This window comes from Streptomyces sp. NPDC002144, from assembly GCF_053593695.1.
Genome location: NZ_JBSFDB010000001.1, coordinates 520,194 through 545,194 on the forward strand (window position 1 = coordinate 520,194; position 25,001 = coordinate 545,194).

Here is a 25,001-nt window from a genome sequence, read left to right on the forward strand (position 1 = left end):
ATGACCGCCGACGACCGGCACTACGACGGCAGCGACGCGCTGATGGCCGCGATCACCGGCGAGCGGCCCCCCGAGGACGCCGACGCCGCCCTCCTCGCCGAGCACCGCCGCGCCGAGGCCGATGTGGCGCTGCTGCGGGAACAGCTCGGGATCATCGGGGACGCGCTGGCGAGGGAGCAGCCACGGCCACGGCCGGCGGCCGCACCGCCACGGCCGTCGCGGAACCGGCGTGCGGTGCGCGGGTTCGCCTTCGCGGGCCTCGCCGTGACGGCCGTCGCGGGCGTGCTGTCGGGGATGATCTGGCTGCTGGGCCAGGCCGGGGGCGGGGCGAACTCCCTGTCGGGCGGCAGCGCGGACTCCGGCGCCAAGTCGGCGGAGTCCGCGGCCCGCTCCCCCTTCGCCAGCTCCGAGTACCTCGCCTGCTCGCGGCTCGTCGCCGAGGGCACGGTCACCGCGGCCGGGCCGGCCCCGGCGCCCGCCGGCCGGGAGCGGATCACCCTGCGCGTGACCCGCGCGTACAAACCGGCGACCACCCGGCCGGAGAACACCGGGCAGGAGCTCACCTTCGTGGTCGCCGAGAGCGTGGCCGGCCAGGCCCTGCACCGGGGCGACCACATCCTGGTCGCCTTCCCGCGCCGCTCGGCCACCCCGGACCAGGTCCTGGTCGGGGAGGCGTCCATCGCCCCCGAACGCGCCGGGCTCGAACAGGCGGTGCGCGAGGCAGCCGGTACGACCTGCGAATGAGCAAGGGCGGGCGCCCGTACGGACGCCCGCCCTCATCGCCGTACCACCGGCTACGGCGTGACCTTCTCGATCTTCACGCTGCCGGTGCCCGCGACCGTGCCGCGGGCGTTCACCAGCTGCACCTGACCGAAGAACTCCCGGCCCTCCGGAGCGGCCGCCGCAGCGGTGACGCTCGCGGAGACGGTCGCCGAGGCGCCCGTGCCGAGCTTCACCGGCGCCGTCTGGTCGACGGTGACGGTGCCCAGGGACGCGGAGAAGAAGACGTCCCGGTAGTCGTACGCCGTCGAGCCGGACGGCACCGAGTAGCCCGCGACCTCGATGGTGTACGTGCCGGCGGCGGGCGAGGCGACGGAGACCGCCTCCTCCGAGTCGCCGTCGGCGGACTGGCCGACGACCGTGCCGGCCGCGTTCTTCACCGTCAGGTCGAGGTCGGCGGCCGCGTCGGAGACGTTGCCGATCGCCACGTCCAGGGACTTGGCGCCCTCGGGCACCACGACCGTGGTGGTCTGCGTCTCGCCCTGCTTGATCGTCGGGCGGGCCGTCTTGGAGGAGCCGAGCGGGCCGCCGACGAGGTGGCCGTCGATCGCGGCGAGCTTGTTGGTCACCTTCCAGGAGGCGGCCGCCGGGGTGCCCACCTTCGCCTCGGGCACGGTCACCGTCTCCGGGGCGAAGGCGGCGCCGTAGACGGCGGCGTCGAGCTTGTAGGGGTTGTCGAGCAGCGGCGAGGTGCGGCGCGCCTCGACCTCGATCTCCCAGACGCCCGGCTGCGGGTCGGCGTACGAGCGCACGTCGGGCTTGCAGCCGTTGCCGTCGAGGTAGTTGTTGTAGCAGTACGGCGTGGAGGTGTTGTCGACCGGGACGCCGTAGGGGTGGATCGCGATGAACCGCGTCTGGCTCACGCCCTTCAGCCCGCCGATCGCCACCTCCAGCGACGTGGCGCCCTCGGGGACGGTCACGAAGTACGACCGCGTGCTGTTGCGCTGCACGGAGTCGGACGCGGAGTAGGTGTACTTCATCGGCGTCGAGACCACGACCGTGGTGAGGATCTGCTTGTCGACGCCCTCGGTGCTCGGGTCGTCCACGGAGAGGATCGCGCTCTTCAGGCCCGCCGAGCGGGGGTTCGCCTGCACCTTCACCGTCACCGGCTGGTTCAGCGGCAGCCTCACCTCGTGCTTGCCGAGGATCCGGAAGGTGTCACCGGCGTTGTTCTCGAACCGCAGCCGGTGCCACTGCGCCTTCTCCGAGCCGGAGGTGCGGGTGATGGTGACGTCGTACGTCTTCTTCTGCCCGGCCTTCAGACCGCCCTCGCGGTCGTAGAGTCCGGTGCCGTAGCCGGGGGTCTTCAGCAGCTGGTCGATCGCGGTGTCGACCGGCGCCTTGACGGTGTAGTCGTGGGCGGTGGCGCCGTCGCGGACGGCGTCCCAGGCGTCGACCACGTCGATCAGGCCCGCGCCCTCCTCGTACGCCTGAACGCCCTTGATGTGCTTGGCCGTCGAGGTCAGGGCCGTGCGCAGGTCGGCGGGGCTCAGCGCGATGTGCTTCTGCTTGGCGGCGCTCAGCAGCAGCGCGGTCGCGCCGGTGGCCTGCGGGGAGGCCATCGAGGTGCCCTGCAGCATGGAGTAGCCGGCCGGCAGCGCGTAGCCCGACTCGGCGACCGGGGCGCCCGGCAGCCAGGTCTGGGTGGTGTTGATGGCGGCGCCCGGCGCGGACAGGGTCGGAGTGAAGCCGCCGTCCTCGCGCGGACCGCGGGAGGAGAAGGGCATCATCGCGTACTTCTTCTCGACGACCGAGCCGTAGTTGGCCGCCCAGGTCTCCCTGGAGATGGTCGCGCCGACGGAGATCACCTTGTCGGCGAGGCCCGGGTCGCCGATGGTGTTGGCGCCGGGGCCGGAGTTGCCGGCGGAGATCACCAGCTGCACGCCGTAGGTGTCGATGAGCCGGGTGTACAGCTCCGCGCGGGCGTTGTTGCCGTCGTTGAGGGCCGGGAGGCCGCCGATCGACATGTTGACGATGTCGACACCGCGGTTGACGACCAGGTCGATCATGCCCTCGGTGAGCGCGACGTTGGTGCAGCCGCCGCTCCAGGTGCAGGCCCGGGAGGAGACGATCTTCGCGCCGGGAGCGGCGCCGTTCATCCGCCCGCCGAACAGGCCGTTGGCGGCGGTGATGCCGGCCACGTGCGTGCCGTGCTCGGACTCGATGACGCCGATGTTGACGAAGTCGGCCTTCGCGCCGGAGGAGTTGTAGACGACGTCCTTGCGGATCTCGACCACGAACGGCTGCCGCTCCACCACGTCGGTCTTCGGGTCGTCGGTCCCGAAGTAGCCGACCTGGAAGCCGTCCTTGTACGGCTTCATGGGCGTGTCGTCGCTGAAGTCGAAGTTGTTGTTGAGGTCGACGCGGACCGTCCCGGCGGCAGCGTCGTACAGGACGCCCCACTTGTCGGTGGTGTCGCCGTCCCGGTTGGCGTCGCCCTTGGCGTCGCCGCCCGCGGTCGCGGCCTCGCTGAAGGTGCTGATCTGGTACGACCCGGCGGGCGCCGTCCAGCTGCGGCCGCCGTAGGTGAAGGCCGGCCCGGACACCGAGGTGAGCATCGGCCGCCAGGTGGCGTCGCCGTCGACGATCGGGTCGGTGGCCGTCACCCAGTCGACGATCTTCCGCTCGCCGGTGGTGGTCTTCTGCAGCGCCGGGTGACCGAGGTCGACACCGGAGTCGAGGATGCCGATGGTGACACCGCGGCCGTCCGCCTTCGGGTGCTGCTTCACGAAGTCGACGGCGCCCGTCTCGAAGGACGGGTTGTACGGGTTGCGCGCCGGCGTGTTCTTGTCCGGCGCCGGGTAACTCGCCTTGCCGCTGGCCGACTTGGCGCCGCTCGTGACGCTCGGGTCGTCCAGGGGTATCTCCGCGCGCAGGTCGATGCCGTGCACGGAGGACAGCTTCGCGGCGGCCGCGATGGCCGAGTCCGCCTTCGCGGTGGGGACGGTGGCGCGGACGTAGCCGAGCTTGTCGTAGGTGCGGCCCACGATGCCGCCCTTGACCGCGTCCAGTTTCTGGGTGACCTGCTCGGTCTGCCCCGGCGCGGTGGCGATCATCATCGTGACGTTCTTGTCGCCGTCGGCCTTGGCCTCGGCGAGCCGGTCCGCGTCGTCGGAACCCAGCTTGTCGTGCGCGGACTTGACGGCGGTGTCCGTGGGCGCGGTTCCGGAGGGGCCGTCGGCGGAGAAGGCCAGGGGTATCGGCCCGGCCGCGGAGAGCGCGGCGACGAGACCGGCGGCCACGGCTATTCGGGCCGCGGGTCTGACGGGGAGCAAGGTCATCGGCATCCCTTACAGGTGAGGAAATCCAGTGCCGGACGAGCGCACAGCTTTACCCAAGGGGAGGTTGTTTGGGAAGTGTTGACCCGGGCGATAGAGATGTATGGGGAAAACCCCCGATGCGGGACGCACTCCCGACAGCCCCGTTCCGGCTAATTTCTCCCTGTGCGACGGAAATTGAGGGTGGCGGCCTACGCCATATGCGTCCGCGACGGGCAACTCCTGCTGGCGCGCTGGACCGACGGCCGGGGCCGGCCCGAATGGACCCTGCCCGGCGGCGGCATGGAACACGGCGAGGACCCCTACGACACCGTGCTGCGGGAGGTGGAGGAGGAGACGGGGTACCACGTCGAGGTGACCGGCCTGCTCGGCGTCGACTCCTTCCGCTTGACGACCCGGAGCCGCTTCCGCCGCCCGGTCGACCGCCAGGGCCTCCGGCTCGTCTACGAGGCCCGGGTGACCGGCGGCCAACTCCGCCCCGAGATCGGCGGTTCGACCGACCTGGCGGCCTGGCATCCGCTGGAGACGGTCCCGGGCCTCAACCGGGTCGGGCTCGTCGACACGGGACTGGCGCTGTGGCGGGAGCGGCCGGTGACGGGTCGGTTACCCCAGAAGATGAACACTGCGTGACCGCCTTCCGGCCGGTCGAAGAGCGGGTGAGAACACACAGGGTTTGCCAAGATCCACGTACGGTGATCGGCGCTGCGCGTTGCTGTCTCGTTCACGCGCAGGTCATTCCCGGTGCCAAGCATCCAAGGCGAGCGGGTTGTTCGCGGCAGCGAAAACCCGCGACCACTGCCGACGCGTTCGCACTCGGGGAGACCGCGCCATGCCGCGCATACGCTCAGTCGCCGGCGACAAGCCCGCGATCAACCGCCGTACCGTCCTCGCCGCCACCGGCGCGGCAGCCGTCTCCGCAGGCGTCGGTTACGCCCTGCGGCCCACCGACAGCCAGGCCGCGGCCGCCGCCGCGCACCCGCACGAGGCGATCGTGGCCCACTCCCGTCAGGCCGCCACCGCGCCTCTCGCGCCGTACACCAAGGGCACCACCCTCGCCTCCGTCGCCACCCCGCGCGCCGGCTCCGGCTACCGCCGGCTCGCCGACGGTCCCGGCTGGGCCCGCGTCGTGCGCAGCGAGCTCGCCGCCCCCAAGTCGGGCCGCGCGGGCCGCCGTACCGCGCTCGCGGCGTTCGTGCAGCTGACCGACCTGCACCTGATTGACGCCCAGCACCCGCTGCGGCTGGAGTACGTGCGCTCCGCCGATCCGCACGCCTGGCGCCCCCACGAGGCGCTGACCGTGCAGGGAGCGGTCTCCCTGATCGAGCGGGTCAACGCGCTGCGCGGCGCCCCCGTCACGGGCTCGCCGCTGCACTTCGCCATGACCACCGGCGACAACACGGACAACAACGCGGGGACCGAGCTGGAGTGGTTCCTGACCGTCCTGAGCGGCGGCAAGATCACCCCCAACTCCGGTGACCCGCGCCACTACGAGGGCGTCCAGAACAGCGGCCTGCAGCTGTTCTGGCAGCCCGACTCCACCACCCGCGACCACGACAAGCGGCTGGGCTTCCCGCACCTCGGCGGCTTCCTGCCCGCCGCGATCCGGGAGATCCGCAGCCCCGGCCTCAACCTGCCCTGGTACTCCACGGTCGGCAACCACGACGCCCTGATGCTGGGCTGCTACGGCCACGCCGACTCCTGGCTCGGAGAGTTCACCGTCGGCGGCAAGAAGCTGATGAGCCTGCCCGCCACCGAGGCCAAGAAGCTGCAGAACCTCATCAGGAGCGGCGGCGACCCGAGCGGCACCGCCCTGCGCGACCTGCTCAAGGCGCACAGCCGCGACATGCGCTCCGTCACACCGGACGAGCGCCGTGCCCCCTTCACCCCGACCGACTACCTCAAGGCCCACCTCGACCCGGCGCACCGCGGTCTCGGCCCGGTCGGCCACGGCTACTCCACCGCCAACCTCGACGCGGGCACCCAGTACTACACGTTCCGCATCTCCGACGACGTCATCGGCATCAGCATCGACACCACCGACCCGAGCGGTCACTACGACGGCTCCATCGGCACCACCCAACTGCGCTGGCTGGAGCGGCAGTTGAAGGACAACAAGGACTCCTGGGCCATCGTCTTCAGCCACCACACCAGCAAGTCGATGACCAACACCGAACACCCCGACCCCGCGCACCCCGGCGAGAAGCGGCACGACGGCGCCGAGGTCGTCTCCCTGCTGAGCCGCCACGCGAACGTCCTGGCCTGGGTGAACGGACACATCCACCGCAACGAGATCACCCCGCACAAGGCGTCGGGCGGCCGCTCCTTCTGGGAGATCTCCACCGCGTCCCACGTGGACTACCCGCAGCTGGCCCGCGTCATCGAGATCGCCGACAACAAGGACGGCACGATCTCCCTGTTCACCACCCTCATCGAGTCGGCGGCCCCGCACCGCACCGACTTCACCGACCTCACCCAGACGGGCCTGGCCGCCCTCTACCGAGAGATCTCCTACAACGCCCCCGGCGCCAGCAAGAAAATGGGCGGCACATCGAGCGACCGCAACACCGAGCTGGTCCTGAAGAAGGGGTGAATGCATGCGCGCATGTGGCCTGGCCGTCCGGTAATCCAGGCGACTCGGATCGGAGACGCCCAGTTCATCCGTACGAAACGTCCGTGGCGCCTCATATCGGCTAACCCGCTGTTCACGGGGATGGCTCGATCTGTACGAGGCGGGTGGTCGTGTGCGCGCAAGGCACGGACTGCGTGTGCTGTCTGTTTACGAAGGTTTTTTCTCCGGCGGGGCCCGGATCGTCCATAGTGACGTCGTGCTCGGCCTGGTCGAGGGTGGTCAGCAGGATCACCGGGTGCTGAGCATCCACGGTGAGGTGCACCGCGAGGCCACCCGGCAGCGGATGGAGGACGACGCCTGCTACCGGTCGCTGACCGCGGCGGGGGTGGGCGTCACGTCCCTGGGCCGCAGCTTCCCCGCAAGCCGGGATCAGGTCGGTTTCACCGGGCCGGAGCTGGCCGACACCGCACGGGCGACCGCCGAGGCGGACGTCATCCTGTCCCTGAAGGAACAGCCCCTGCGGCTGCTCAACCAGGCGGGCCTGCCGCGCCGCCCGGTCGTCGTCTGTCTGCACCGCTCCGACCCGGAGAACCAGGGCGCCGCCCTGGACGAGCTGAAGGCGGCCATCGCCGACGGCACGGTGGTGGCCTGTGTGTGCTGCGCGGAGTCCACCCGGGCCGCCTACCAGGCCGCCGGGGTCCCGGGCGAGCTGCTGCACGTCATCCCCAACGGCGTGGACCTGCTCCGCTTCCGCCCCGACCCGGCCGCCCGGCTCGCGGTGCGCGCCGCCCTGGACGTCCCGGCCGACGCCCCGGTGGTGATCTTCGCCGCCCGCTACGACGCGATGAAGAACGTCCCCCTGTTCCTGGCCTCAGCCCGCGCCTGGCTCGCCCGGGAGCCGCGCGGCCGCGTCCTGCTGTGCGGCGCGGGCATGACGCGCGCCAACCCGGGCCTGGTCGCGGACATCGCGGCCGCCTTCGGCACCGACCCCCTCCTCACGGACCGGCTGCACCCCCTCGGCGTCCGGCACGACATGGAGCACCTCTACGCGGCCGCCGACGTGGTCGCCCTCACCTCCTCCTGGGGCGAGGCGGCCCCGCTGTGCCTGGTCGAGGGCATGATGTGCGGGGCCGTACCGGTGGCCACCGACGTCGGCGACAGCGCGGCGATCGTCTCGGGCCACGGCTTCGTCACCCCGCCCGACCCGGACGCCATCGCCCGGGCCTGGACGGAGGCGGTGACCGCCCGCTCCGACCTCGCCCCGGCCCTGGCCGCCAGCCGCGAACGCTTCAGCCGTACGCGGATGATCGCGGCCTACGCGGCCCTGATCGACGGCGTCCACACCCGGGCGACGCTGCCCCCCGCCCTGCCCGACCCGCTCTGATCCCCGCACATGAGGAGGGGCCGCCGGACCCACCCGGCAGCCCCTCCTCTCCCCTCCTGACACCGTCCCGGTCCGTCACTACCGGGGCAGTACCACGACATAGGCCGCCGGGTCGCGGTCGCCGGAGGCCATCAGGGCCGTGCGGACCACGGCCGCCTGCTGCTCGGCCGAGTCCCGGAGCTTCTTCGGGTTGATGTGGACGACCGTGATGCCCAGGCGCTCCAGGGTCTCCCGCTTGCGGGCGTACTCGGACCACATCGCGTCGTCGTCCTGGCGGGGCGCGCGGGTGTCGAGTTCGACGGCGACCGCCTGCTCCGGCCAGTAGGCGTCCAGGCCGCCGAGGTGCGGGCCGCCGGGCAGCCGCAGGTCCACGTTCCAGACCGGGTCGGGCAGACCGTGCTCCTCGACCATGCGGTACAGCCGGTCCTCCGCGATCGCCCGGCCCTGGGCCAGCAGCAAGTCCACCGCGTCCACGACGTGCGGCCGGCTCAGCAGCTTCGCGTTCTTCAACTCCCGTACCACCGAAGCGGGTTCGCAGTGGCCGCCGCGCACCGCCTCGGTCAGCAGCCGCCGTACGGCACCGGCGTCCGAAAGCTCCGCCACCGCGTCGGCCAGGGCGCGCGGGACCGGGGCGATCGGAACTCCCGTCACCTGCTGGGCGGTCGGCAGGGACGGTGTGCGGACGACGCGGGCGCAGCCGGTCGAGCGCACCCGGCGCAGCCGGGGGACCAGGACGTCGATCCTCTCGATCGACAGCAGCGGGGGCGCGGAGGTGAAGCCGTGCAGCGTGAGGGCGGCGAGGCCGGTGATCATCGCCTCCGCGCACACCGGGCGGTGCGCGGACTCAGCGCCCGGCTGGGCCGGCACCCCGGGGGCGGCTTCGCGTGCCGCGTACATCAGCACCGCGTGCAGCCGCTCCTCGCTGGTGGGCGGCCCCGGGTGGAGCAGGAAGACACCCGGGAGGATCTGCTGCCAGGGGCCGCCGGGGCGGCAGTGCTCGGTCAGCTCCGCGGACAGGACACCGTGCGCCTTCAGCTGCGCGGCCGTCACGACACGGCGGTGCACCTCGGAGAGGTGACGGAGCGGGCGGGGGGACAGCGGGGTGTTGTGGTTCATGCCTCGGGGTTTCCCGCGTCCGGACCGCCCCCTAACCGCTGTTACACGCTCGTCGACAAATGCAGACAAGGCGGCACTAAAGGACGGGTGTTCGGATGCCGATAGGGCACCGAAAGCCCCTGGTCCAAATGGGTTGGGCCAGGGGTTACGGGTGTTATTGGCCGGATTCCGTAACAGTCACCGGTGGCTTAATCGTTGGCCAAGGCCTGGGCCCGCAGCGCCCGTGCCAGATCGTCCCGGGCCTCCAGCACCAGCCGGCGCAGCGCGGGCGCCGCCCCCTCGTGCGCCGCCAGCCACGCGTCGGTCGCCTCCAGCGTCCCCGGCGAGTCCTGCAGCGAGGGGAACAGACCCCGCACCACGTCCATGCCGATCTGGATGGACCGCTCCTCCCAGACCCGCTCGATCGCCGCGAAGTACCGCTCCGCGTACGGTGCGAGCAGCTCCCGCTGCGAGGCCTGGGTGAAGCCCGCGATCGTCGCCTCCACCAGCGCGTTGGACAGCGCGTCCGACTCCACCACCTGCGCCCACGCCTGCGCCTTCACCGCCTCGGACGGCCGCGCGGCCAGGCACCTGACCTGGTGGCGCTTGCCGGAGGCGGTGTCGTCGCGGGCCAGTTCGGCGGCCAGCACGGCCTCGTCGGCGACCCCGTGCGCGGCGAGCGGTTCCAGGAACGCCCAGCGCAGCTCCTGGTCGACCTCCAGCCCGTCGACCTTCTCGGTGCCCTCCAGCAGCCCCCGCAGCAACCGCAGGTCCTCCGGGGAGGAGGCGACCGTCGCGAAGAACCGCGCCCAGGCCAGCTGGTGCTCGCTGCCCGGCTCGGCCGCCCGCAGCTCCCGCAGGGCGCCCTCCGCCACCAGCCGTCCGCCGGTCTCCCGCCACCCCGGCGCCACATAGTGCACCAGCGCGGAGTTCGCCCACGCGTGCAGCATCTGCAGGACGCCGATGTCGGACTCGCGGCCCGAGAAGCGCAGCACGATCTCCACGAACTCCCGGGCCGGCAGCAGCGCGTCCCGGGTCATGTTCCACAGCGCCGACCAGCACAGGGCCCGGGCCAGCGGATCGGTCATGGTGCCCAGGTGCTCGCGCAGGGCGGCCAGCGAGGTCTCGTCGAAGCGGATCTTGCAGTACGTCAGGTCGTCGTCGTTGACCAGCACCAGCTCGGGCGCCTCGGCACCGGCCAGCTCGCCCACGACCGTCCGCGCGCCGTCGACGTCCACCTCGGCCCGCGCATACCGCTCGAGAGAACCCTCGGGGGTGCGCCGGTACAGGCCCACCGCCACCCGGTGCGGCCGCAGCTCCGGGGTGCCCGTCGGCGGAGCCGACTGATGGGCAGAGCCGGCCGCCTCCTGCACCACCGCCAGCTCGTCGACGCGGCCGTCCGCGTCCAGCAGCACCTGCGGGGTGAGGGAGTTGACGCCCGCCGTCTGCAGCCAGGACCGCGCCCAGCCGCCCATGTCCCGGCCGCTGGTCTCCTCCAGCACCGACAGCAGGTCACCGAGGCGGGTGTTGCCGTACGCGTGCCGCTTGAAGTAGCGGCGGGCACCCTCCAGGAACGCGTCCTGGCCGACGTAGGCGACCAGCTGCTTGAGGACGGAGGCGCCCTTGGCGTAGGTGATGCCGTCGAAGTTGAGCTTGGCGTCCTGCAGGTCGCGGATGTCGGCCGTGATGGGGTGGGTGGAGGGCAGCTGGTCCGCGCGGTAGGCCCAGGCCTTGCGGCGGTTGGCGAAGGTGATCCAGCCGTCCTGGAAGCGGGTCGCGCCGACCAGCGCGAAGGCGCCCATGAAGTCCGCGAAGGACTCCTTCAGCCACAGGTCGTCCCACCACTCCATGGTGACCAGGTCGCCGAACCACATGTGCGCCATCTCGTGCAGGATCACGTTGGCCCGGCCCTCGTACGAGGCCTTGGTGACCCTGCCCCGGAAGATGTACTCCTCGCGGAAGGTCACCAGGCCCGGGTTCTCCATCGCGCCCAGGTTGTACTCCGGCACGAACGCCTGGTCGTACTTCCCGAAGGGGTACGGGTAGTCGACGTGGTCGTGGAAGAAGTCCAGGCCCTGCTTGGTGACCAGGAAGACGTCGTCGGAGTCGAAGTAGGGCGCGAGACCCTTGCGGCACAGGGCGCCGAGGGGGATCTCCAGCGTCGTACCGTCCGGGAAGGTGCGGGAGTAGGAGTCCGTGACGTAGTGGTACGGGCCCGCCACCACGCACGTGATGTACGTCGAGATCGCCTTCGTCTCCGCGAACCGCCACACCCCGTCGGTCCGTTCGCCGACGCCGTTGCTCCACACCGTCCAGCCCTCCGGGGCCCGCACCTCGAAGCGGAACGGGGCCTTGAGGTCGGGCTGCTCGAAGTTCGCGAAGACGCGGCGCGAGTCGGCCGGCTCGTACTGGGTGTAGAGGTAGACCTCGCCGTCCTCGGGGTCGACGAAGCGGTGCATGCCCTCACCGGTGCGGGAGTAGGCGCACCGGGCGTCCACCACCAGCTCGTTCTCGGCGGCGAGGTCCTCCAGCAGGAGCCGGGAGCCGTCGAAGACCTGACCCGGGTCGAGATCCCTGCCGTTGAGTGAGACGGAGGTCACACTCGGCGCGATCAGGTCGGCGAAGCTGGACGCGCCGGGCTCGTTGCAGCGGAAGCGGATCGTGGTGACCGAGCGGAAGGTGCGCGGACCGTCCCCGGTCTCCTCGCCCACCGCCGAACGCAGGTCGAGCGACACCTCGTACCCGTCGACGGACAGCAGGGCGGCCCGCTCCCGGGCCTCGTCACGGGTCAGATTCTCACCGGGCACGGGTGGCACTCCCTTGGCAGCTGTTCGGTATGTGGACAGGGCTGATCCTGCCATGGGCTCCTGACGGGGGGCAGCTCGGAATGGGGGCGGCGGACGGGAATGGGGACGGCGACGCCCGGTGTTGCCGGTTGAAACGATTGCTTTTTCTAGGAGAGCCATGTCCGAGACCGCGAGCAGCTCCGGCAAGACCCCCGTCGATTTCTGGTTCGACCCGCTGTGCCCCTGGGCGTGGATGACCTCCCGCTGGGTGCTGGAGGTGCAGAAGGTCCGTGACATCGACATCCGCTGGCACATCATGAGCCTCGCGGTGCTCAACGAGGACCGGATCGACGAGCTGCCCGAGCAGTACCGGGAGATGCTGGCGACCAAGGCGTGGAAGCCGGTGAAGGTGGTCACCGCGGCCTGGCAGAAGCACGGCGCGGACGTCGTCGGCCCGCTCTACACCGCGCTCGGCACCCGCTTCCACAACAACGGCGAGGGCCCGACCGTCGAGGCCATAGCCGCCGCGCTGGAGGAGGTCGGGCTGCCCGCCGACCTGATCGACTACGCCGACCAGGAGGACTTCGAGTTCGAGGCCGAGCTGCGCGCCTCCCACAAGGAGGGCATCGAGAAGGTCGGCCAGGAGGTCGGCACCCCCGTCATCGCCGTGCCCGGCGCGGACGGCGAGCAGATCGCCTTCTTCGGCCCCGTCGTCACCCCGGCCCCCAAGGGCGAGGAGGCCGCCAGGCTCTGGGACGGCACCCTCGCCGTCGCCTCGGTCCCGGGCTTCTACGAGATCAAGCGCACCCGTACGAAGGGCCCGGACTTCAGCAACCTGTGACGCCGTCGGTCAGCTGAAGGACTCGGGGAGACTGAAGCCGTCCGCCTGGTTGAAGTAGGGCTGCACCCACAGGCACTGCCCCCGCGCCGTTTTGCCCTGGCACCGCCAGAACCCATGCGCGCCCTTCTTCTTGTACACCGACGCGATGTGCTTCTCCTCCGCCGCGGTGACCCTGCGGAACGGATGCAGCTTCCCCTTGGGGCAGTTGGGACAGTGCAGCTCGTCGGACACCAGCGCCTCCCGATCCGGTCCAAAGCGCGAACCCGGTCACATGCCGGGAATCGGGAGCATAGGGGCCGCGCACTCGCGTGGTGAGCCCGGAATCCGTCCCGCCGGGGCGGGTTCCGGACCTCACTGCCCGGCGGGCTGCTCCTCGCGGAAGCGGTCGGGAAGGATGCCGCCGTCGCCCTGGCGGAAGTAGGGCTGGTACCACAGGCAGCCCTTGGCGGTGCAGCGCCACAGGTCGTGGACGAAGTGCCGGGGGCCCTTCTCCTCACGGACGGCGGCCTTCTCCGCGTCGTTGAGCTTGCGGAAGTCCTGTCTGCTCTTGCAGGTGGGGCACATCCGGCTCGTCGTCATGAACCCCTCCTCGTGGTCAGCGACGGGCGTCCACCGCCGCGCGTGCCCGCGCGAGACGGTCCAGATGGTCCTCGTACGCCGTCGCGTAGTACGCCGCCCGTGTCGCGTCAGGTTCCACCACGGATGTCGGTTTCGTCCATACCCCTGCGTCCAGGGGAACCCCGTACCGCTCCGCCGCCGCCAACACCGCGCCCCGGGCGCCCACTTCGCCCTCGACCACCCGCAGCGGACGGCCCAGCACGTCCGCCAGCAGCCGCATCCACGCGGGGCTGCGGGTGCCGCCGCCGCACACCGCGAGGGTGCCGGTCAGGCCCGCGGCCTGAAGACAGTGGCGGGCCGCGAACCCGATGCCCTCACAGGTGGCGCGGACCAGATCGGCCTTGGTCGACTCCAGACAGACGCCGGTGAGTTCCGCGCGCAGCCGGGGCTCGACGAAGGGGGCGCGCTCGCCCGAGGGGGCGAAGTAGGGCAGGACCCGTACGCCGTTCGCGCCCGGCGGCGTGTCGGCGAGCAGGGCGTCGACCTCCTCCCGCTGGACCCCGGTCGTCGACAGCACCCAGTCCAGCGCCGCCGTGCCGACCATCGCCGGCATGGCCCGCAGCCAGTGGCCGGGGCGGTCGGTGGAGATGTACAGCCCGGCCGGCTCGCCCGTCAGGTCGAGCTCGGTGGTCGCGACGAGGCTCGCCAGACAGGTGCCGACGATCAGCAGACCGTCACCGGGCGCGGTAACGCCCGCGCCGAGCGCGCAGGAGGGCAGGTCGTACGGCCCGTTCGCCAGCCGGGTGCCGGCCGGCAGCCCCTCGCCGAGCGCCTCGGCCGTGGCGATCGGGTCGCCGACCGGGGGGAGCAGACCACGGCGGTGGGTGAGCCCGAGCAGCTCGACGACCCGGTTGTCGTACGTCCGTGTCCTCGGGTCGAGGAACGGCATCGACGCGTCGGAGACGTCCGTGGTCACCGGGGCGCCCGTCAGCCGCCGGAACACCATGTCCTTGCAGTACACGGCGGTGGCGGCGGCGTCCAGGGACCTCGGCTCGTACCGGTCGAACCACGCCAGCAACGGGCCGGGACAGCCCGGGAACATGGCGCTCCCGGTCCGGCGGAAGACGGTCTCGAACGTGCCGTCCGCCAGCCACTGGTCGACGAGTTCATGCGCCCGTCCGTCCATCCAGGAGGCCGCGGCCCGCACCGGACGCCCCTCCTTGTCGACCAGCCACACCCCGTCGCCCTGCCCGGTGAGCCCCGCGAGCGCGACGGGCTCCGCGAGCCGAGAGGTCAGCGCCTCCAGCACGGCGACGACCGCCCCGTACACCTCCTCCATGTCCTGCTCGACCACACCCCCGCGCAGCGCGAGCCCCACCGCCCGCGCCTCGACCCCCAGTTCCCGCCCCTCCTCGTCGAACGCGGCGGCCTTCACCACGGACGTCCCGACATCGATCCCGACATACACGGCGGCTCCTCCTCCATTTGGCTTCGTTCGCCTTCGGGGGCGCTTTGTGCCGGTGTCGAGGGGCCGATCGTGCTCAGCGCTGCGCGCCTCCGCGCGTTCGGCCCCTCGACACCGGCGCGCCCCCTACGGCTCTCTCCGCGGCCGGTGCCGTGGGGACAGTGGCGGTTGGTGGGCTCTTGCTCGGGGTTGTGCCTCCGTCCCGGGGTTCATGTCAGGGCGTGCGTGAGGGGCTCCCCGCGTGCCCAGCGGCCCACTTCCTGCGCGGCGATCCTCGCCGCCTTCTCCGCCACCGCGCGGGACGCCCCGCCGAGGTGCGGGGTCAGGACGACCCGGTCGGCCAGCGCGTGCAGCCGGGAGTCCGGCGGGAGGGGTTCCCTCGCGTAGGTGTCGAGCGCCGCCGCCGAGAGCCGGCCGCTCTCCAGGGCGTCGCACAGCGCCTCCTCGTCCAGCAGGGGGCCGCGTGCCACGTTCACGAGCACCGACCCCTCGGGCAGCAGGGCCAGTTCGCGCGCCCCGATCAGGCCCCTGGTCTCCGGGGTCAGCCGGGCGTGCAGGGTGATCACCCGGGAGCGGCGCAGGAGTGCGTCGAGCGAGTCGACGCGCAGGCCGTGGATCTCGCCGCGGACGTAGGGGTCGTACACGATCACCCGCGCGCCGAAGGCGCACAGCGCCCGGGCGACCCGGCTGCCCACGGCGCCGTAGCCGACGAGCCCGACCGGCAGGTCCTCCAGCTCCAGACCGCTGTGCTCGTACGTGTAGTACGCCGCCCCCTCCCAGCTCCCCTGCCCGGCGAGCAGGCCGTGGGCCTGGGGGATGCGGCGCAGGGCGGCCAGCAGCAGACCGACGGTGAACTCGGCGGTGGCGGCGGCGTTGCGGCCGGGCGCGTAGCAGACGCGCACGTCATGGCGCTCGGCCGCGTCGAGGTTGACGTTGACCGGGCCACCCCGGCAGACGACGACCAGGCGGAGCGCGGGGGAGGCCTCCAGGACCCGTCCGGTGACCGGACCCATCTGGGTGACCAGGACCTCGCGGCCGTCGGCCAGCGCCTCGATCATCTCGTCCTCGGCGTCACTGGCCTCCTGCACCTCGGCCACCGGGCCGAAGGGTTCCAGGGGCCAGCCGAGCAGTAACTCCCGTACCGAACAGTCCGTTTGGGCGATGACCGCGTCCCTGATCAGCGACGGCAGGACGAAGTGGTCGCCGGCCGCCAGCACCCGCACCGACCCGCTCGTCACAGCAAGCCCTTCGTCACAGCAAGCCCTTCCTCACGGTGAGTCCTTCGTCGCGCATACCTGGTAGGTGACCTTGTGCTCGTCCAGGTCCCGCAGCGCCTCGGCCGACGCCCCGTCGTCCACGAGGAGCAGGTCGAAGCGGGACAGCGGGGCGACCCGGTGCAGGGCGGTCCGGCCCAGCTTGGTGTGGTCGACGAGCAGGACGCCCCGGGCGGCGGAGTCGAGCATCGCCCGCTTCACCGACACGATGTGCTGCTCCTGGTGGTAGGCGTACCCGGCGTGCACGGCCGACGTCGAGGCGAAGCAGACGTCCACGCGGAGCGACTGGACCGCCTCGACGCAGGACACGCCGAGGAAGGACGCGTGCAGCGGGTCGTAGTCGCCGCCGAGGGCCATCAGGTGGATGCCCCGCTGGTCGGCGAGGACGTTGACGGCCTCCAGGAAGTTGGTTACCACCGTCAGCGGGGTGATCTCACCGAGACGGAGTCTGCGCGCTATCTCCAGCGCGGAGGTGGAGTCGTCCAGCATGATCGCCATGCCGGGCTCTATCAGCCCCAGCGCCCGCTCGGCCAGGGCCTCCTTCTCGGCGCGCATGGTCTTCAGCCGGTACTGCACGTTCGACTCGAAGACACCGGACGGCTGGGCCGTCACCCCGCCCCTGAACTTCCGGACGACTCCCTGCCGTTCGAGCTCGTCCAGGTCGCGGTGGACGGTCATCAGGCTCACCCCGAACCGCTCGGCGAGCTCCGCCGCCGTGGCCGAGCCCGCGGCCAGGACCCGCTCGGCCATGGCGGCCCGGCGGGCGGTGGGTCCCTGGGGGTGGGCGCCGCCCCCGCTGCTGTCGCTGCTGCTCATCGTGTCCCGGTCACCGTCGAGTGGGCTCGTCAATCGAGGGTGTAACGGTGGAAGTTGCGCGTCAATCCCTCGCGCAGGCGAAAAACCCGGGTCAATATCGGAGGTGGGTGTGAAGTTCACAGGCAGGACCGCGATACCCGGGAGGTTCGGATGGCGGACGGGCAGGAGGCCTGGCTGGGGATCGACCTGGGCACGCAGAGCGTCCGGGTGCTGCTGGTCGCGGCGGACGGCACGGTCCTCGGGCGTGGCTCGGCGCCGCTCGGCGGGCACCGGGAGGGGGAGCGGCACGAGCAGGACCCGGAGGAGTGGTGGGCGGGGGTGTGCGCCGCGTCCCGGCAGGCGCTCGGCGGGGTGACGGGCGTGCGGATCGGCGGGCTCGCGGTGTGCGGCACGTCCGGCACGGTCCTGCTGACGGACCGCGCGGGGCGGCCGGTGAGCCCCGGGCTCATGTACGACGACGGGCGCGCGGCACGTGAGGCGGCGCGGGTGCGGGCGGCCGGGGTGGCGGTGCAGGACACCTGGGCGCTGCCGAAGGCGGTGTGGCTGGTGGGGGAGTACGGCGGGGATGTGGCCGGTGCCGCCGCCGGCCGGCCCGCCTCACCCGGCGCACACCGGCCCCACCCGCACCTCCGTCTGGCCCGTCCGTCCCGCTTCCGGCTGGCCCACCAGCCGGACGTGATCGTCGGCCGTCTCGTCGGGCTGCCCCCGCCCGCCGACTCCAGTCACGCCCTCAAGACCGGCTACGACCTGGAGCGCGACGCCTGGCCGTACGCGGCCTTCGCCGAACTGGGCCTGCCCGACGGGCTGTTCCCCGACGTCGTGCGCCCCGGCACCCCGCTCGGCGAGGTCGGCGCCGAGGCCTCCGAGGCCACCGGCATCCCCGCCGGCACCCGGGTCGTCGCGGGGATGACCGACGGCTGTGCGGCGCAGATCGCCTCCGGGGCGCTCAGGCCCGGCTCCTGGAACTCGGTGCTCGGCACCACGCTCGTCCTCAAGGGCGTCTCCACCACCCCCGTGCACGACCCCGCCGGCGTGGTCTACAACCACCGTGCCCCGGACGGAAGCTGGCTGCCCGGCGGTGCCTCGGGCGTCGGAGCCGGCGTCCTCACGGCGTCCTTCGCGGGAGCCGACCCGGCGGCCATGGACGAGCGGGCGGCCGCCTACGAGCCGTCGGGCGCGGTGACGTACCCGCTGGTGTCGTCCGGCGAGCGGTTCCCGTTCCGGGCGCCGGACGCCTCCGCGCTGGTCCTCGGCCAACCGCGCGACGACGCCGACCTGTGGGCCGCCCTCCTTCAGGGCGTCGCCTTCACGGAACGGCTCTGCCTGGACTACCTGCACCATCTCGGCGCCCCGCTGGACGGCCCGCTCACCTTCACCGGGGGCGGCGCGCGCAGCCGGTACTGGAACCAGCTGCGCGCCGACATCCTGGGCCGCCCGGCCCGCGTACCGGTGCAGACCGAGCCGGCCCTGGGCATGGCCGCGCTGGCCGCCCACGGCACGGGCGCGGGCGGTTCCTTGGCGGACGTCGCCGAGCGCATGGTCCGCGTCCGGACGGTTCTCGAACCCCGGCCCGAGCGCACGGCCCTGTTCGCGGAGCCGTACGCCCGGCTGATCGACGAGCTGACGGCCCGCGGCTGGCTGCCGCCCCCGGTCGCGGCCCACGCCCGCACCCGCCTCAACCGGAACACGGCGGACTCATGACCCCACCCCCAGCCGGATGGACCCGCACATGACCACCACCCTTCTCCTCGCCCGGCACGGGCAGACCGTCTGGCACGGTGAGAACCGCTACGCCGGGATCAGCGACGTGCCGCTCACCGACACCGGGTACGCGCAGGCCGAGGCGCTCGGGCGGTGGGTCGCCGCGCACCCCGTCACCGCCGTCTGGACCTCCCCCGTCTCCCGCGCCGTCGTCACCGCCGAGCCCGCCTGCCGGGCCCTGGGGCTCACCCCGGCCCGCGAACCCGACCTACGGGAATGCGACTTCGGCGTGGTGGAGGGCCGTACCCTCGCCGAGTTCGCGGCCGAGAACCCGGACGCGGCGGAGGCGTTCCGCGCCGATCCCGTCGTCCACCCCTTCCCGGGTGCCGAGGACCCGAGGGCCGCCGCCGAGCGCGGCGCCGCCGCCCTGCGCCGTATCGCCGCCGCGCACGAGGGCGAGCGCGTGCTGGTCGTCGCCCACAACACCCTGCTGCGGCTGGTGCTGTGCCGTCTGCTGTCCATCCCGCTCGGCGAATACCGCCGTGTCCTCCCGCAGCTGCGGAACGCGGCCGTCACCGAACTCCGTATGAATCTCAACCAAGTTGGTCTGATCTCGCTGAACGTGCCCTGCGATCAGGATCGGACGTAGGAGGATGTCGGTATGACGGAGATCGACACCTCGGTGCCGCATTCGGCCCGAATCTGGAACTACTGGCTGGGCGGCAAGGACAACTACCCGGTGGACGAGGAGGCCGGCGACGCCTACACCGCCGTCTTCCCCGGCATCGTCACCATCGCCCGCAGCAGCCGCGCCTTCCTCGGGCGCACCATCCGTTACCTCGTGACGGAGGCGGGTGTACGGCAGTTCCTGGACGTCGGCACGGGACTGCCGACCGTCGACAACACCCACGAGGTCGCCCAGCGCCACGCCCCCGACGCGAGGATCGTCTACGTCGACAACGACCCCCTGGTCCTCGCCCACGCCCGCGCCCTGCTGACCTCGACGCCGGAGGGGGTCACGGCGTACGAGGACCTGAGCCTGTACGAGCCTGAGCGCATCCTGGAGGCGGCGGCGAGGACGCTGGACCTCACCCGCCCGACGGCCCTGATCCTCAGCGGCATCCTCGGGCACGTCAGCAGCTACGACCAGGCCCGCGACCTGGTACGGAGCCTGATGGCGGGCCTGCCCTCCGGCAGCTACCTGTCCCTGAACGAGGGCTCGCGCGGCACCGACCCGGTCTACGAGCAGGCGCAGGACGCCTACAACGAGACCGGCGCGGTGCCGTACTTCCTGCGGCCGGTCGAGCAGATCGAGGGCTACTTCGAGGGCCTGGAGCTGGTGGAGCCGGGCGTCGTGTCCGTCCCGCTGTGGCGCCCGGACCCGGACGCCGAGACCGCCCCCATCGGCCAGCACGGCGGCGTGGGCCGCAAGCCGTAGCGCACGACGGGGGCGGTGTCGGCGGTGACTACGCGGCCACGGACGTGTAGTGCGAGGCGTCGCCCTCGATCGAGTAGCTCTCCTTGCCCTCGATGCCGACCGGGATGTCACCGGCGACGGTCACCCGGTGCAGCCGGCGCGGCAGGCCGTCGTAGTTGTCGACGGCGTAGTGCTGGGTGATGCGGTTGTCGAACAGCACGAGCTGGTTCTCGGACCAGCGGTGGCGCAGGATGTTCTCGGGCCGGGTCACGTACGCCTGGAGCAGGTCCAGGATCTTGCGGGACTCGCCCGGGGACAGACCGACGATCCGCTGGGCGAACCCGCCGATGAACAGGCCGCGTTCACCGGTCAGCGGGTGGACGCGGACCACCGGGTGGACCGTGCGGTACTTGATGGACGTGAACTGGGCGCGCTGCGCGGCCTGCTGCTCGTCCAGCTCCTCCTCCGGTACGGCGTAGTCGTAGTCGTTGGTGTGCTCGGCCCACAGCGTGTCCGCCAGGTTCCGCAGGGACTCGGGCAGTTGGCGGTAGGCGGCGGCCGAGCTGGCGATCAGGGTCTCGCCGCCGTAGGGCGGGATCGTGAGCGAGCGCAGGGTGCTGGCCTGCGGCGGATTGAGGACGAACGTGACGTCCGTGTGCCAGTGGTTGGCGGCCCGGCCGCGCTCGCTGTCGACCGGCAGGACGTTCGGGACGCCGTCGACGGAGGAGACCGTCGGGTGGGCGGTGGTCACGTCGCCGAAGTGGCGGACGAAGGCCTGCTGGCCCTCGTCGTCGAGGTTCACGTCGTCGAAGACGAGCGCCTTGTGGACGTTCAGGGCCTCGCGGATCGCGGTCGCCGTCTCCGTGTCGAGCGGCTTGGAGATGTCGACTCCCAGGACGCGGGCGCCGATGTGGGCGGTGACCTTCTGGATCTCGATCTCGGACATGTGCGGGAGTCCTTTCAGACGAGGGCGGGTTCGGCGGGCTGGAGGTACTGGTTGGCGGGGCGGGGAAGGCCGTAGCGCTCCCGCAGGGTCTGGCGGGGCCCGTACTCCGTGCGCAGCAGGCCGCGGGTGCGCAGGATCGGGACGACGTGGTCGACGAAGGCGTCGAGGCCGGAGGGCAGGACGGCCGGCATGATGTTGAAGCCGTCGGCGGCGCCCCGCGTGAACCAGCTCTCGATCTGGTCGGCGACCTGCTCGGGCGTGCCGGCGAAGGTGAGGTGGCCGCGTCCCCCGCCCAGCCGCCCGATCAGCTGCCGCACGGTGAGCCGCTCGCGCCGGGCGAGCTCGACGACGAGTGTGTAGCGGCTCTTGGCGCCCTCGACGGCGTCCTCGGACGGCAGGTCGGCGGGCAGTTGGGCGTCCAACTCCAGGGTGCCGGAGGGCAGTTGCAGCAGGCGCTCCAGGTTGGCCACGCCGTGCCGGTGCACGATGTGGTCCTCCAGCAGCTGCTCGTTCGCCCGCGCCTCGGCCTCCGTGGACCCGATGACCGGCACGATCCCGGGCAGCACCTTGATGTGCTCGGGGTCCCGTCCGGCCGCCCTCGTACGGGACTTGAGGTCGGCGTAGAAGGCCTGCGCGTCCTCGAGGGTCTGCTGGGCGGTGAACACCGCCTCCGCGTACCGGGCCGCGAACGACTTGCCGTCCTCGCTGGACCCGGCCTGCACGAGCAGCGGATAACCCTGGGGCGAGCGGGGGACGTTGAGCGCTCCCTCGACACTGAAGTACGTCCCCTTGTGCCGGGGCGGATGGATCTTGCTGTCGTCGCCCCAGACGCCGGCCGCCTTGTCGGCGACGATCGCGTCGTCCTCCCAGCTGTCCCAGAGCTTCAGGGCCACGTCGAGGAACTCGGCGGCACGGGCGTACCGCTCGGCGTGCGCGGGCTCGTGCTCGAGACCGAAGTTCCGGGCGGCCTCCGCGCCCGCGGTGGTGACGATGTTCCAGCCAGCCCGGCCACCGCTGATGATGTCCAGCGAGGCGAACTTGCGGGCCAGGTTGTAGGGCGAGTTGTACGAGGTCGACGCGGTGGCGATGAGCCCGATGTGCTCGGTCGCCGTCGCCAGCGCGGTGAGCAGCGTGAGCGGTTCCAGGGCTCCGGCGGGACGCTGGGCGAGGTTGCTCCACAGCTGTGGACCGTCGGCGAGGAAGAGCGAGTCGAAGGTGCCGCGCTCGGCGGTTCGGGCGAGCCGTACGTAGTGGCCGAGTTCGACATGCGCGAGCGGATCGCTCTCGGGCAGCCGCCACGAGGCCTCGTGGTGACCGGTGTTCATGAGGAACGCGTTGAGGTGGAGCCGGCGGGTCATGCGTGGTCCTCCGGGAAACCCTGGGTGGTGGTCATGCGTGGTCCTCCGTGACGCCGAGCGCCGCGAGCAGCCGTTCCCGGTACTCGCCGAGCAGGGGGTCGCGGTACGAGCGCGGGTGGGGGCGGTCGATGGTGAGGTCGAGTCCGATACGGCCCTTCTCCAGGACCAGGACCCGGTCGGCGAGGACGATCGCCTCGTCGACGTCGTGGGTGACGAGCAGGACGGACGGCCGATGGCGTTTCCACAGCTCCCGCAGCAGACCGTGCATCCGGATGCGGGTCAGCGCGTCCAGCGCGCCGAACGGCTCGTCGGCCAGCAGCAGTTCGGGCTCGCGGACGAGGGACCGGGCGAGCGCGGCCCGCTGGGCCTCGCCGCCGGACAGCTCGTTGGGCCAGGCCCGCTCGCGCCCCTCGAGCCCCACCTCGGCGAGCGCCTCCCGCCCCCTGCGCTCGGCGTCCTTGCCGTCGAGCCCGAGGAGTACGTTGTCCAGCACCCGGCGCCAGGGCAGCAGCCGTGCGTCCTGGAAGACCACCGACACCCGTTCCGGGGCGTCGAGCCGGCCGCTCCCGGCGACCTCGTGGTCCAGTCCCGCGACCGCCCGCAGCAGGGTGCTCTTGCCGGAGCCGCTGTGGCCCAGCAGGGCGGTGAACTGTCCGGCCGGCAGGTCGAGGTCGATGCCGTCGAGGACGGTACGGTCGTCGAACGACCGGGTGAGGCCGCGGAGTCGGACGGCGGGCCGGGTCAGCTGCTCAGTGTGCGGCGCCATGACAGCACCCTCCGTTCGATGAGACGGACCGCGCTGTCGGAGACCAGGCCGAAGACGCCGTACACGAGCAGGCCGACGAGGATCACGTCGGACTGGCCGTAGTTCTGGGCCTGGAACATCATGTAGCCGAGTCCGCTGGTGGCGTTGATCTGCTCCAGCACCACCAGGCCCAGCCAGGAGCCGGTCACCCCGAGCCGGAGTCCCACGAAGAATCCGGGCAGGGCACCGGGGATGACGATCTGCCGGACGAACCGCAGCCTCGACAGCCCCTGCACCTCGGCCAGTTCCACGAACCGGCTGTCGATGCCGGAGAGCGCGGCGTGCGTGTTCAGGTAGATCGGGATGTAGACGACGATGGCGATGATCGCGATCTTGAACGCCTCGCCGATGCCCAGCCAGAGGATGAACAGGGGGATCAGACCGAGGGTGGGGATCGCCCGGTTGAGGTTCACCGTCCCGTCGATCAGCGCCTCCCCGACCCGGCTCAGCCCCGAGGCCAGGGCGAGGACGACACCGGCGACGAGACCGATGGCGAAGCCGTACGCGGCCCGCTCGACGGAGGTCGCGATGTCGGTGGGCAGGGTCCCGGCGGTCCACAGATGCCCGGCGGTCCTCAGCACCGTCCAGGGCGCCGGGATGGCGCCGGGGTCCAGCTGCCCGGCGGCCGAGGCGGCGGCCCACAGGGCCAGGAGCAGGGCCGGCCCGATCAGGCGGGTGGCCGGCAGGCGCCTGCCGGGGGCGAGGCCGCGCCGGCGACGCCGTACCGCAGGGGCCTCCTCGCGGGTCGTCACCGGGACGGCGGTGGTCGTGGTGGTCACTGCGGTCACCTCCGGTATTCCGCCGGTACGGCCTTGGCGGCGATGGACTCGAAGCGGTGGTCGAAGAGCGAGGACACGTCGAACTTCTTCACGAAGCCGCCCTCCGCCAGCAGATCCGCGGTCTCCTGCTCCCACTTGATGGCCTCGTCCCAACTCGGCGGGAACAAGGGCTTGTTGGCGAGGTCGGAGATGGACTTGGCCTGCGCGAGGGTCAGGTTCTGCGTCTTGACGTAGAACTCCTCGTTCCAGGTGCCGGGGTTCTCGTATATCCACACCTGGCCCTTGGCCCAGTACGGGATGTACGCGGCGACGGCTGCGGCCTTGTCGGGGTCGCTCAGCACGGAGGTCGGCGCCCAGAGGAGGTTGAGCAGGTCGACGACGCCGGTGGTGATGACGCGGGCGCCCTTGGACTTGTACTGCGCCAGATAGGCGGGCGCCTGGCTGTTGGCGAGCGGGGCGATGTCCACCTGGCCGGACTGCAGGGCGGTGAGGAACTGGTTGCTGGTCAGCGGGACGAGCTTGACGTCGTCGTACTTCAGCCCCGCCTGCTTCAACGCCCGCAGCAGGACCACTCCTTGGGCCTGCCCCTGGGAGAAGGCGAGCTTCTTGCCCTTGAAGTCCGCGACGGTGTGGATGTCGCTGCCGGGCTTGGTGGCGAAGAGGTAGTTGGGCTTGCGGGTGATGTCGATCGCGACGATCTTCGCGTCGAATCCCTGGTAGTGCGCCTGGATCGGCGGGATGCCCGCGTTGTTGGCGAGGTCGAGGGACTTGGCCCGGAAGGCGTTGATGACATCCGGTCCGGCACCGATGTTCACCCAGCTCGACACCTTGAACGGCAGCTCGCCCAACTTGGCCAGTTTGAACTGCAGTTGCTCGGTGTTCTGGTACGAGGCGATCTTCAGGCTGGTACCGGCCGGGACCTTGTCGGCGAGCGGGGCGGACAAGGCGTTCTTGCCGGTGTCGGCGGACGCGCTGCCGTTCGCGCAGCCGCTGAGACCGGCGACACCGGCGGCGGCACCGAGCAGGGAGGTGAGGAAGAGCCGTCGGTCGACACCCGAAGCGGACGAGGAAGGCATGGCGGGACTCCGTGAGTTCGGAAACACAAGCAGGGAAGAAAACGCGCGGAATTCCAGGCGGAACCAGGCCCGG

At 71.7% G+C, this 25,001-nt stretch carries 21 protein-coding genes; 8 read left to right on the forward strand and 13 right to left on the reverse strand.

Annotation, left to right across the window (positions count from 1 at the left end; genetic code table 11):
* Positions 1–744, forward strand: coding sequence for a hypothetical protein (locus ACWCQ1_RS02205; RefSeq protein WP_451025649.1), 744 nt, complete (start codon positions 1–3; stop codon positions 742–744).
* Between the two features lie 50 nt (positions 745–794).
* Here ACWCQ1_RS02205 and ACWCQ1_RS02210 read toward each other — a convergent pair whose 3' ends face one another.
* Positions 795–4,067, reverse strand: a complete 3,273-nt coding sequence (locus tag ACWCQ1_RS02210; RefSeq protein ID WP_451025650.1) for a S8 family serine peptidase — start codon at positions 4,065–4,067, stop codon at positions 795–797.
* A 156-nt stretch (positions 4,068–4,223) separates the two neighbouring features.
* Between ACWCQ1_RS02210 and ACWCQ1_RS02215 the strand changes: the two genes are divergently transcribed.
* The 3 genes from ACWCQ1_RS02215 to ACWCQ1_RS02225 all read left to right on the forward strand — a co-directional run bounded on the left by ACWCQ1_RS02215 (position 4,224) and on the right by ACWCQ1_RS02225 (position 8,011).
* Positions 4,224–4,688 (forward strand): NUDIX hydrolase, encoded by a 465-nt coding sequence (locus ACWCQ1_RS02215; RefSeq protein WP_451025651.1) that lies wholly within the window; start codon positions 4,224–4,226, stop codon positions 4,686–4,688.
* 199 nt (positions 4,689–4,887) lie between these two features.
* On the forward strand, positions 4,888–6,648 hold the full coding sequence (locus ACWCQ1_RS02220) for a TIGR03767 family metallophosphoesterase (protein WP_358603942.1): 1,761 nt from the start codon (positions 4,888–4,890) through the stop codon (positions 6,646–6,648).
* A 175-nt stretch (positions 6,649–6,823) separates the two neighbouring features.
* Positions 6,824–8,011: a glycosyltransferase gene (locus tag ACWCQ1_RS02225; protein WP_451025652.1), complete on the forward strand. Its 1,188-nt coding sequence runs from the start codon at positions 6,824–6,826 to the stop codon at positions 8,009–8,011.
* 78 nt (positions 8,012–8,089) lie between these two features.
* On the opposite strand, the gene ACWCQ1_RS02230 is transcribed toward ACWCQ1_RS02225, so the two are convergent.
* Together ACWCQ1_RS02230 and pepN are read right to left on the reverse strand one after the other, a co-directional pair.
* Entirely contained in the window at positions 8,090–9,127 is a 1,038-nt protein-coding gene (locus ACWCQ1_RS02230) for a hypothetical protein (RefSeq protein WP_451025653.1), read from the reverse strand.
* A 188-nt stretch (positions 9,128–9,315) separates the two neighbouring features.
* Positions 9,316–11,913 (reverse strand): aminopeptidase N, encoded by a 2,598-nt coding sequence (gene pepN, locus ACWCQ1_RS02235; RefSeq protein ID WP_451025654.1) that lies wholly within the window; start codon positions 11,911–11,913, stop codon positions 9,316–9,318.
* Positions 11,914–12,070: 157 nt separating this feature from the next.
* Between pepN and ACWCQ1_RS02240 the strand changes: the two genes are divergently transcribed.
* Positions 12,071–12,733 (forward strand): mycothiol-dependent nitroreductase Rv2466c family protein, encoded by a 663-nt coding sequence (locus tag ACWCQ1_RS02240; RefSeq protein WP_358603953.1) that lies wholly within the window; start codon positions 12,071–12,073, stop codon positions 12,731–12,733.
* A gap of 9 nt (positions 12,734–12,742) precedes the next feature.
* On the opposite strand, the gene ACWCQ1_RS02245 is transcribed toward ACWCQ1_RS02240, so the two are convergent.
* From ACWCQ1_RS02245 to ACWCQ1_RS02265, 5 genes are all read right to left on the reverse strand, one after another.
* Entirely contained in the window at positions 12,743–12,964 is a 222-nt protein-coding gene (locus tag ACWCQ1_RS02245) for a hypothetical protein (RefSeq protein WP_358603956.1), read from the reverse strand.
* Between the two features lie 120 nt (positions 12,965–13,084).
* Positions 13,085–13,312: a hypothetical protein gene (locus ACWCQ1_RS02250; protein ID WP_133040966.1), complete on the reverse strand. Its 228-nt coding sequence runs from the start codon at positions 13,310–13,312 to the stop codon at positions 13,085–13,087.
* Between the two features lie 16 nt (positions 13,313–13,328).
* Positions 13,329–14,759, reverse strand: coding sequence for an FGGY family carbohydrate kinase (locus tag ACWCQ1_RS02255; RefSeq protein WP_133040967.1), 1,431 nt, complete (start codon positions 14,757–14,759; stop codon positions 13,329–13,331).
* Positions 14,760–14,965: 206 nt separating this feature from the next.
* Positions 14,966–15,994 (reverse strand): 2-hydroxyacid dehydrogenase, encoded by a 1,029-nt coding sequence (locus ACWCQ1_RS02260; RefSeq protein WP_451025655.1) that lies wholly within the window; start codon positions 15,992–15,994, stop codon positions 14,966–14,968.
* Positions 15,995–16,024: 30 nt separating this feature from the next.
* The gene (locus tag ACWCQ1_RS02265) at positions 16,025–16,846 is read right to left on the reverse strand and encodes a DeoR/GlpR family DNA-binding transcription regulator (protein ID WP_451025656.1); all 822 of its coding nucleotides are present in this window, start codon (positions 16,844–16,846) and stop codon (positions 16,025–16,027) included.
* 150 nt (positions 16,847–16,996) lie between these two features.
* On the opposite strand from ACWCQ1_RS02265, the gene ACWCQ1_RS02270 reads away from it, so the two are divergent.
* From ACWCQ1_RS02270 to ACWCQ1_RS02280, 3 genes are read left to right on the forward strand one after another with little or no spacing between them, the layout of a single operon-like run.
* Positions 16,997–18,547, forward strand: a complete 1,551-nt coding sequence (locus ACWCQ1_RS02270) for an FGGY-family carbohydrate kinase (RefSeq protein ID WP_451025657.1) — start codon at positions 16,997–16,999, stop codon at positions 18,545–18,547.
* A 28-nt stretch (positions 18,548–18,575) separates the two neighbouring features.
* Positions 18,576–19,196: a histidine phosphatase family protein gene (locus ACWCQ1_RS02275; protein WP_451025658.1), complete on the forward strand. Its 621-nt coding sequence runs from the start codon at positions 18,576–18,578 to the stop codon at positions 19,194–19,196.
* A 12-nt stretch (positions 19,197–19,208) separates the two neighbouring features.
* Positions 19,209–19,985 (forward strand): SAM-dependent methyltransferase, encoded by a 777-nt coding sequence (locus ACWCQ1_RS02280; protein WP_133040970.1) that lies wholly within the window; start codon positions 19,209–19,211, stop codon positions 19,983–19,985.
* 28 nt (positions 19,986–20,013) lie between these two features.
* Here the strand turns inward: ACWCQ1_RS02280 and ACWCQ1_RS02285 are convergent, their stop codons facing one another.
* Genes ACWCQ1_RS02285 through ACWCQ1_RS02305 form a run of 5 tightly spaced genes read right to left on the reverse strand, consistent with a single transcriptional unit; the run spans position 20,014 to position 24,928 of the window.
* Positions 20,014–20,910 carry a TauD/TfdA dioxygenase family protein gene (locus ACWCQ1_RS02285; RefSeq protein WP_133040971.1) on the reverse strand — a complete coding sequence of 299 codons (897 nt, stop codon included), beginning with the start codon at positions 20,908–20,910 and terminating at the stop codon, positions 20,014–20,016.
* A gap of 14 nt (positions 20,911–20,924) precedes the next feature.
* Positions 20,925–22,268, reverse strand: a complete 1,344-nt coding sequence (locus ACWCQ1_RS02290) for an LLM class flavin-dependent oxidoreductase (RefSeq protein ID WP_356768253.1) — start codon at positions 22,266–22,268, stop codon at positions 20,925–20,927.
* A 31-nt stretch (positions 22,269–22,299) separates the two neighbouring features.
* Positions 22,300–23,034, reverse strand: a complete 735-nt coding sequence (locus tag ACWCQ1_RS02295) for an ABC transporter ATP-binding protein (protein ID WP_133040973.1) — start codon at positions 23,032–23,034, stop codon at positions 22,300–22,302.
* On the reverse strand, positions 23,010–23,861 hold the full coding sequence (locus ACWCQ1_RS02300) for an ABC transporter permease (protein ID WP_451025659.1): 852 nt from the start codon (positions 23,859–23,861) through the stop codon (positions 23,010–23,012). The genes ACWCQ1_RS02295 and ACWCQ1_RS02300 overlap by 25 nt, the downstream gene beginning before the upstream one ends.
* Positions 23,858–24,928 (reverse strand): ABC transporter substrate-binding protein, encoded by a 1,071-nt coding sequence (locus ACWCQ1_RS02305; protein WP_358603982.1) that lies wholly within the window; start codon positions 24,926–24,928, stop codon positions 23,858–23,860. Before ACWCQ1_RS02305 ends, ACWCQ1_RS02300 begins: the two co-directional genes overlap by 4 nt.
* Between the last annotated feature and the right edge of the window lie 73 nt (positions 24,929–25,001).

What these genes read in the sequence shown, in the direction of transcription:
- ACWCQ1_RS02265 (WP_451025656.1), bottom strand. Translation starts at nt 16,846, where the DNA reads ATGAGCAGCAGCGACAGCAGCGGGGGCGGCGCCCACCCCCAGGGACCC.
- ACWCQ1_RS02240 (WP_358603953.1), top strand. Translation starts at nt 12,071, where the DNA reads ATGTCCGAGACCGCGAGCAGCTCCGGCAAGACCCCCGTCGATTTCTGG.
- ACWCQ1_RS02210 (WP_451025650.1), bottom strand. Translation starts at nt 4,067, where the DNA reads ATGCCGATGACCTTGCTCCCCGTCAGACCCGCGGCCCGAATAGCCGTG.
- ACWCQ1_RS02280 (WP_133040970.1), top strand. Translation starts at nt 19,209, where the DNA reads ATGACGGAGATCGACACCTCGGTGCCGCATTCGGCCCGAATCTGGAAC.
- ACWCQ1_RS02290 (WP_356768253.1), bottom strand. Translation starts at nt 22,268, where the DNA reads ATGACCCGCCGGCTCCACCTCAACGCGTTCCTCATGAACACCGGTCAC.
- ACWCQ1_RS02205 (WP_451025649.1), top strand. Translation starts at nt 1, where the DNA reads ATGACCGCCGACGACCGGCACTACGACGGCAGCGACGCGCTGATGGCC.
- ACWCQ1_RS02230 (WP_451025653.1), bottom strand. Translation starts at nt 9,127, where the DNA reads ATGAACCACAACACCCCGCTGTCCCCCCGCCCGCTCCGTCACCTCTCC.
- ACWCQ1_RS02285 (WP_133040971.1), bottom strand. Translation starts at nt 20,910, where the DNA reads ATGTCCGAGATCGAGATCCAGAAGGTCACCGCCCACATCGGCGCCCGC.
- ACWCQ1_RS02295 (WP_133040973.1), bottom strand. Translation starts at nt 23,034, where the DNA reads ATGGCGCCGCACACTGAGCAGCTGACCCGGCCCGCCGTCCGACTCCGC.
- ACWCQ1_RS02220 (WP_358603942.1), top strand. Translation starts at nt 4,888, where the DNA reads ATGCCGCGCATACGCTCAGTCGCCGGCGACAAGCCCGCGATCAACCGC.
- ACWCQ1_RS02305 (WP_358603982.1), bottom strand. Translation starts at nt 24,928, where the DNA reads ATGCCTTCCTCGTCCGCTTCGGGTGTCGACCGACGGCTCTTCCTCACC.
- ACWCQ1_RS02270 (WP_451025657.1), top strand. Translation starts at nt 16,997, where the DNA reads ATGGCGGACGGGCAGGAGGCCTGGCTGGGGATCGACCTGGGCACGCAG.
- ACWCQ1_RS02275 (WP_451025658.1), top strand. Translation starts at nt 18,576, where the DNA reads ATGACCACCACCCTTCTCCTCGCCCGGCACGGGCAGACCGTCTGGCAC.
- ACWCQ1_RS02250 (WP_133040966.1), bottom strand. Translation starts at nt 13,312, where the DNA reads ATGACGACGAGCCGGATGTGCCCCACCTGCAAGAGCAGACAGGACTTC.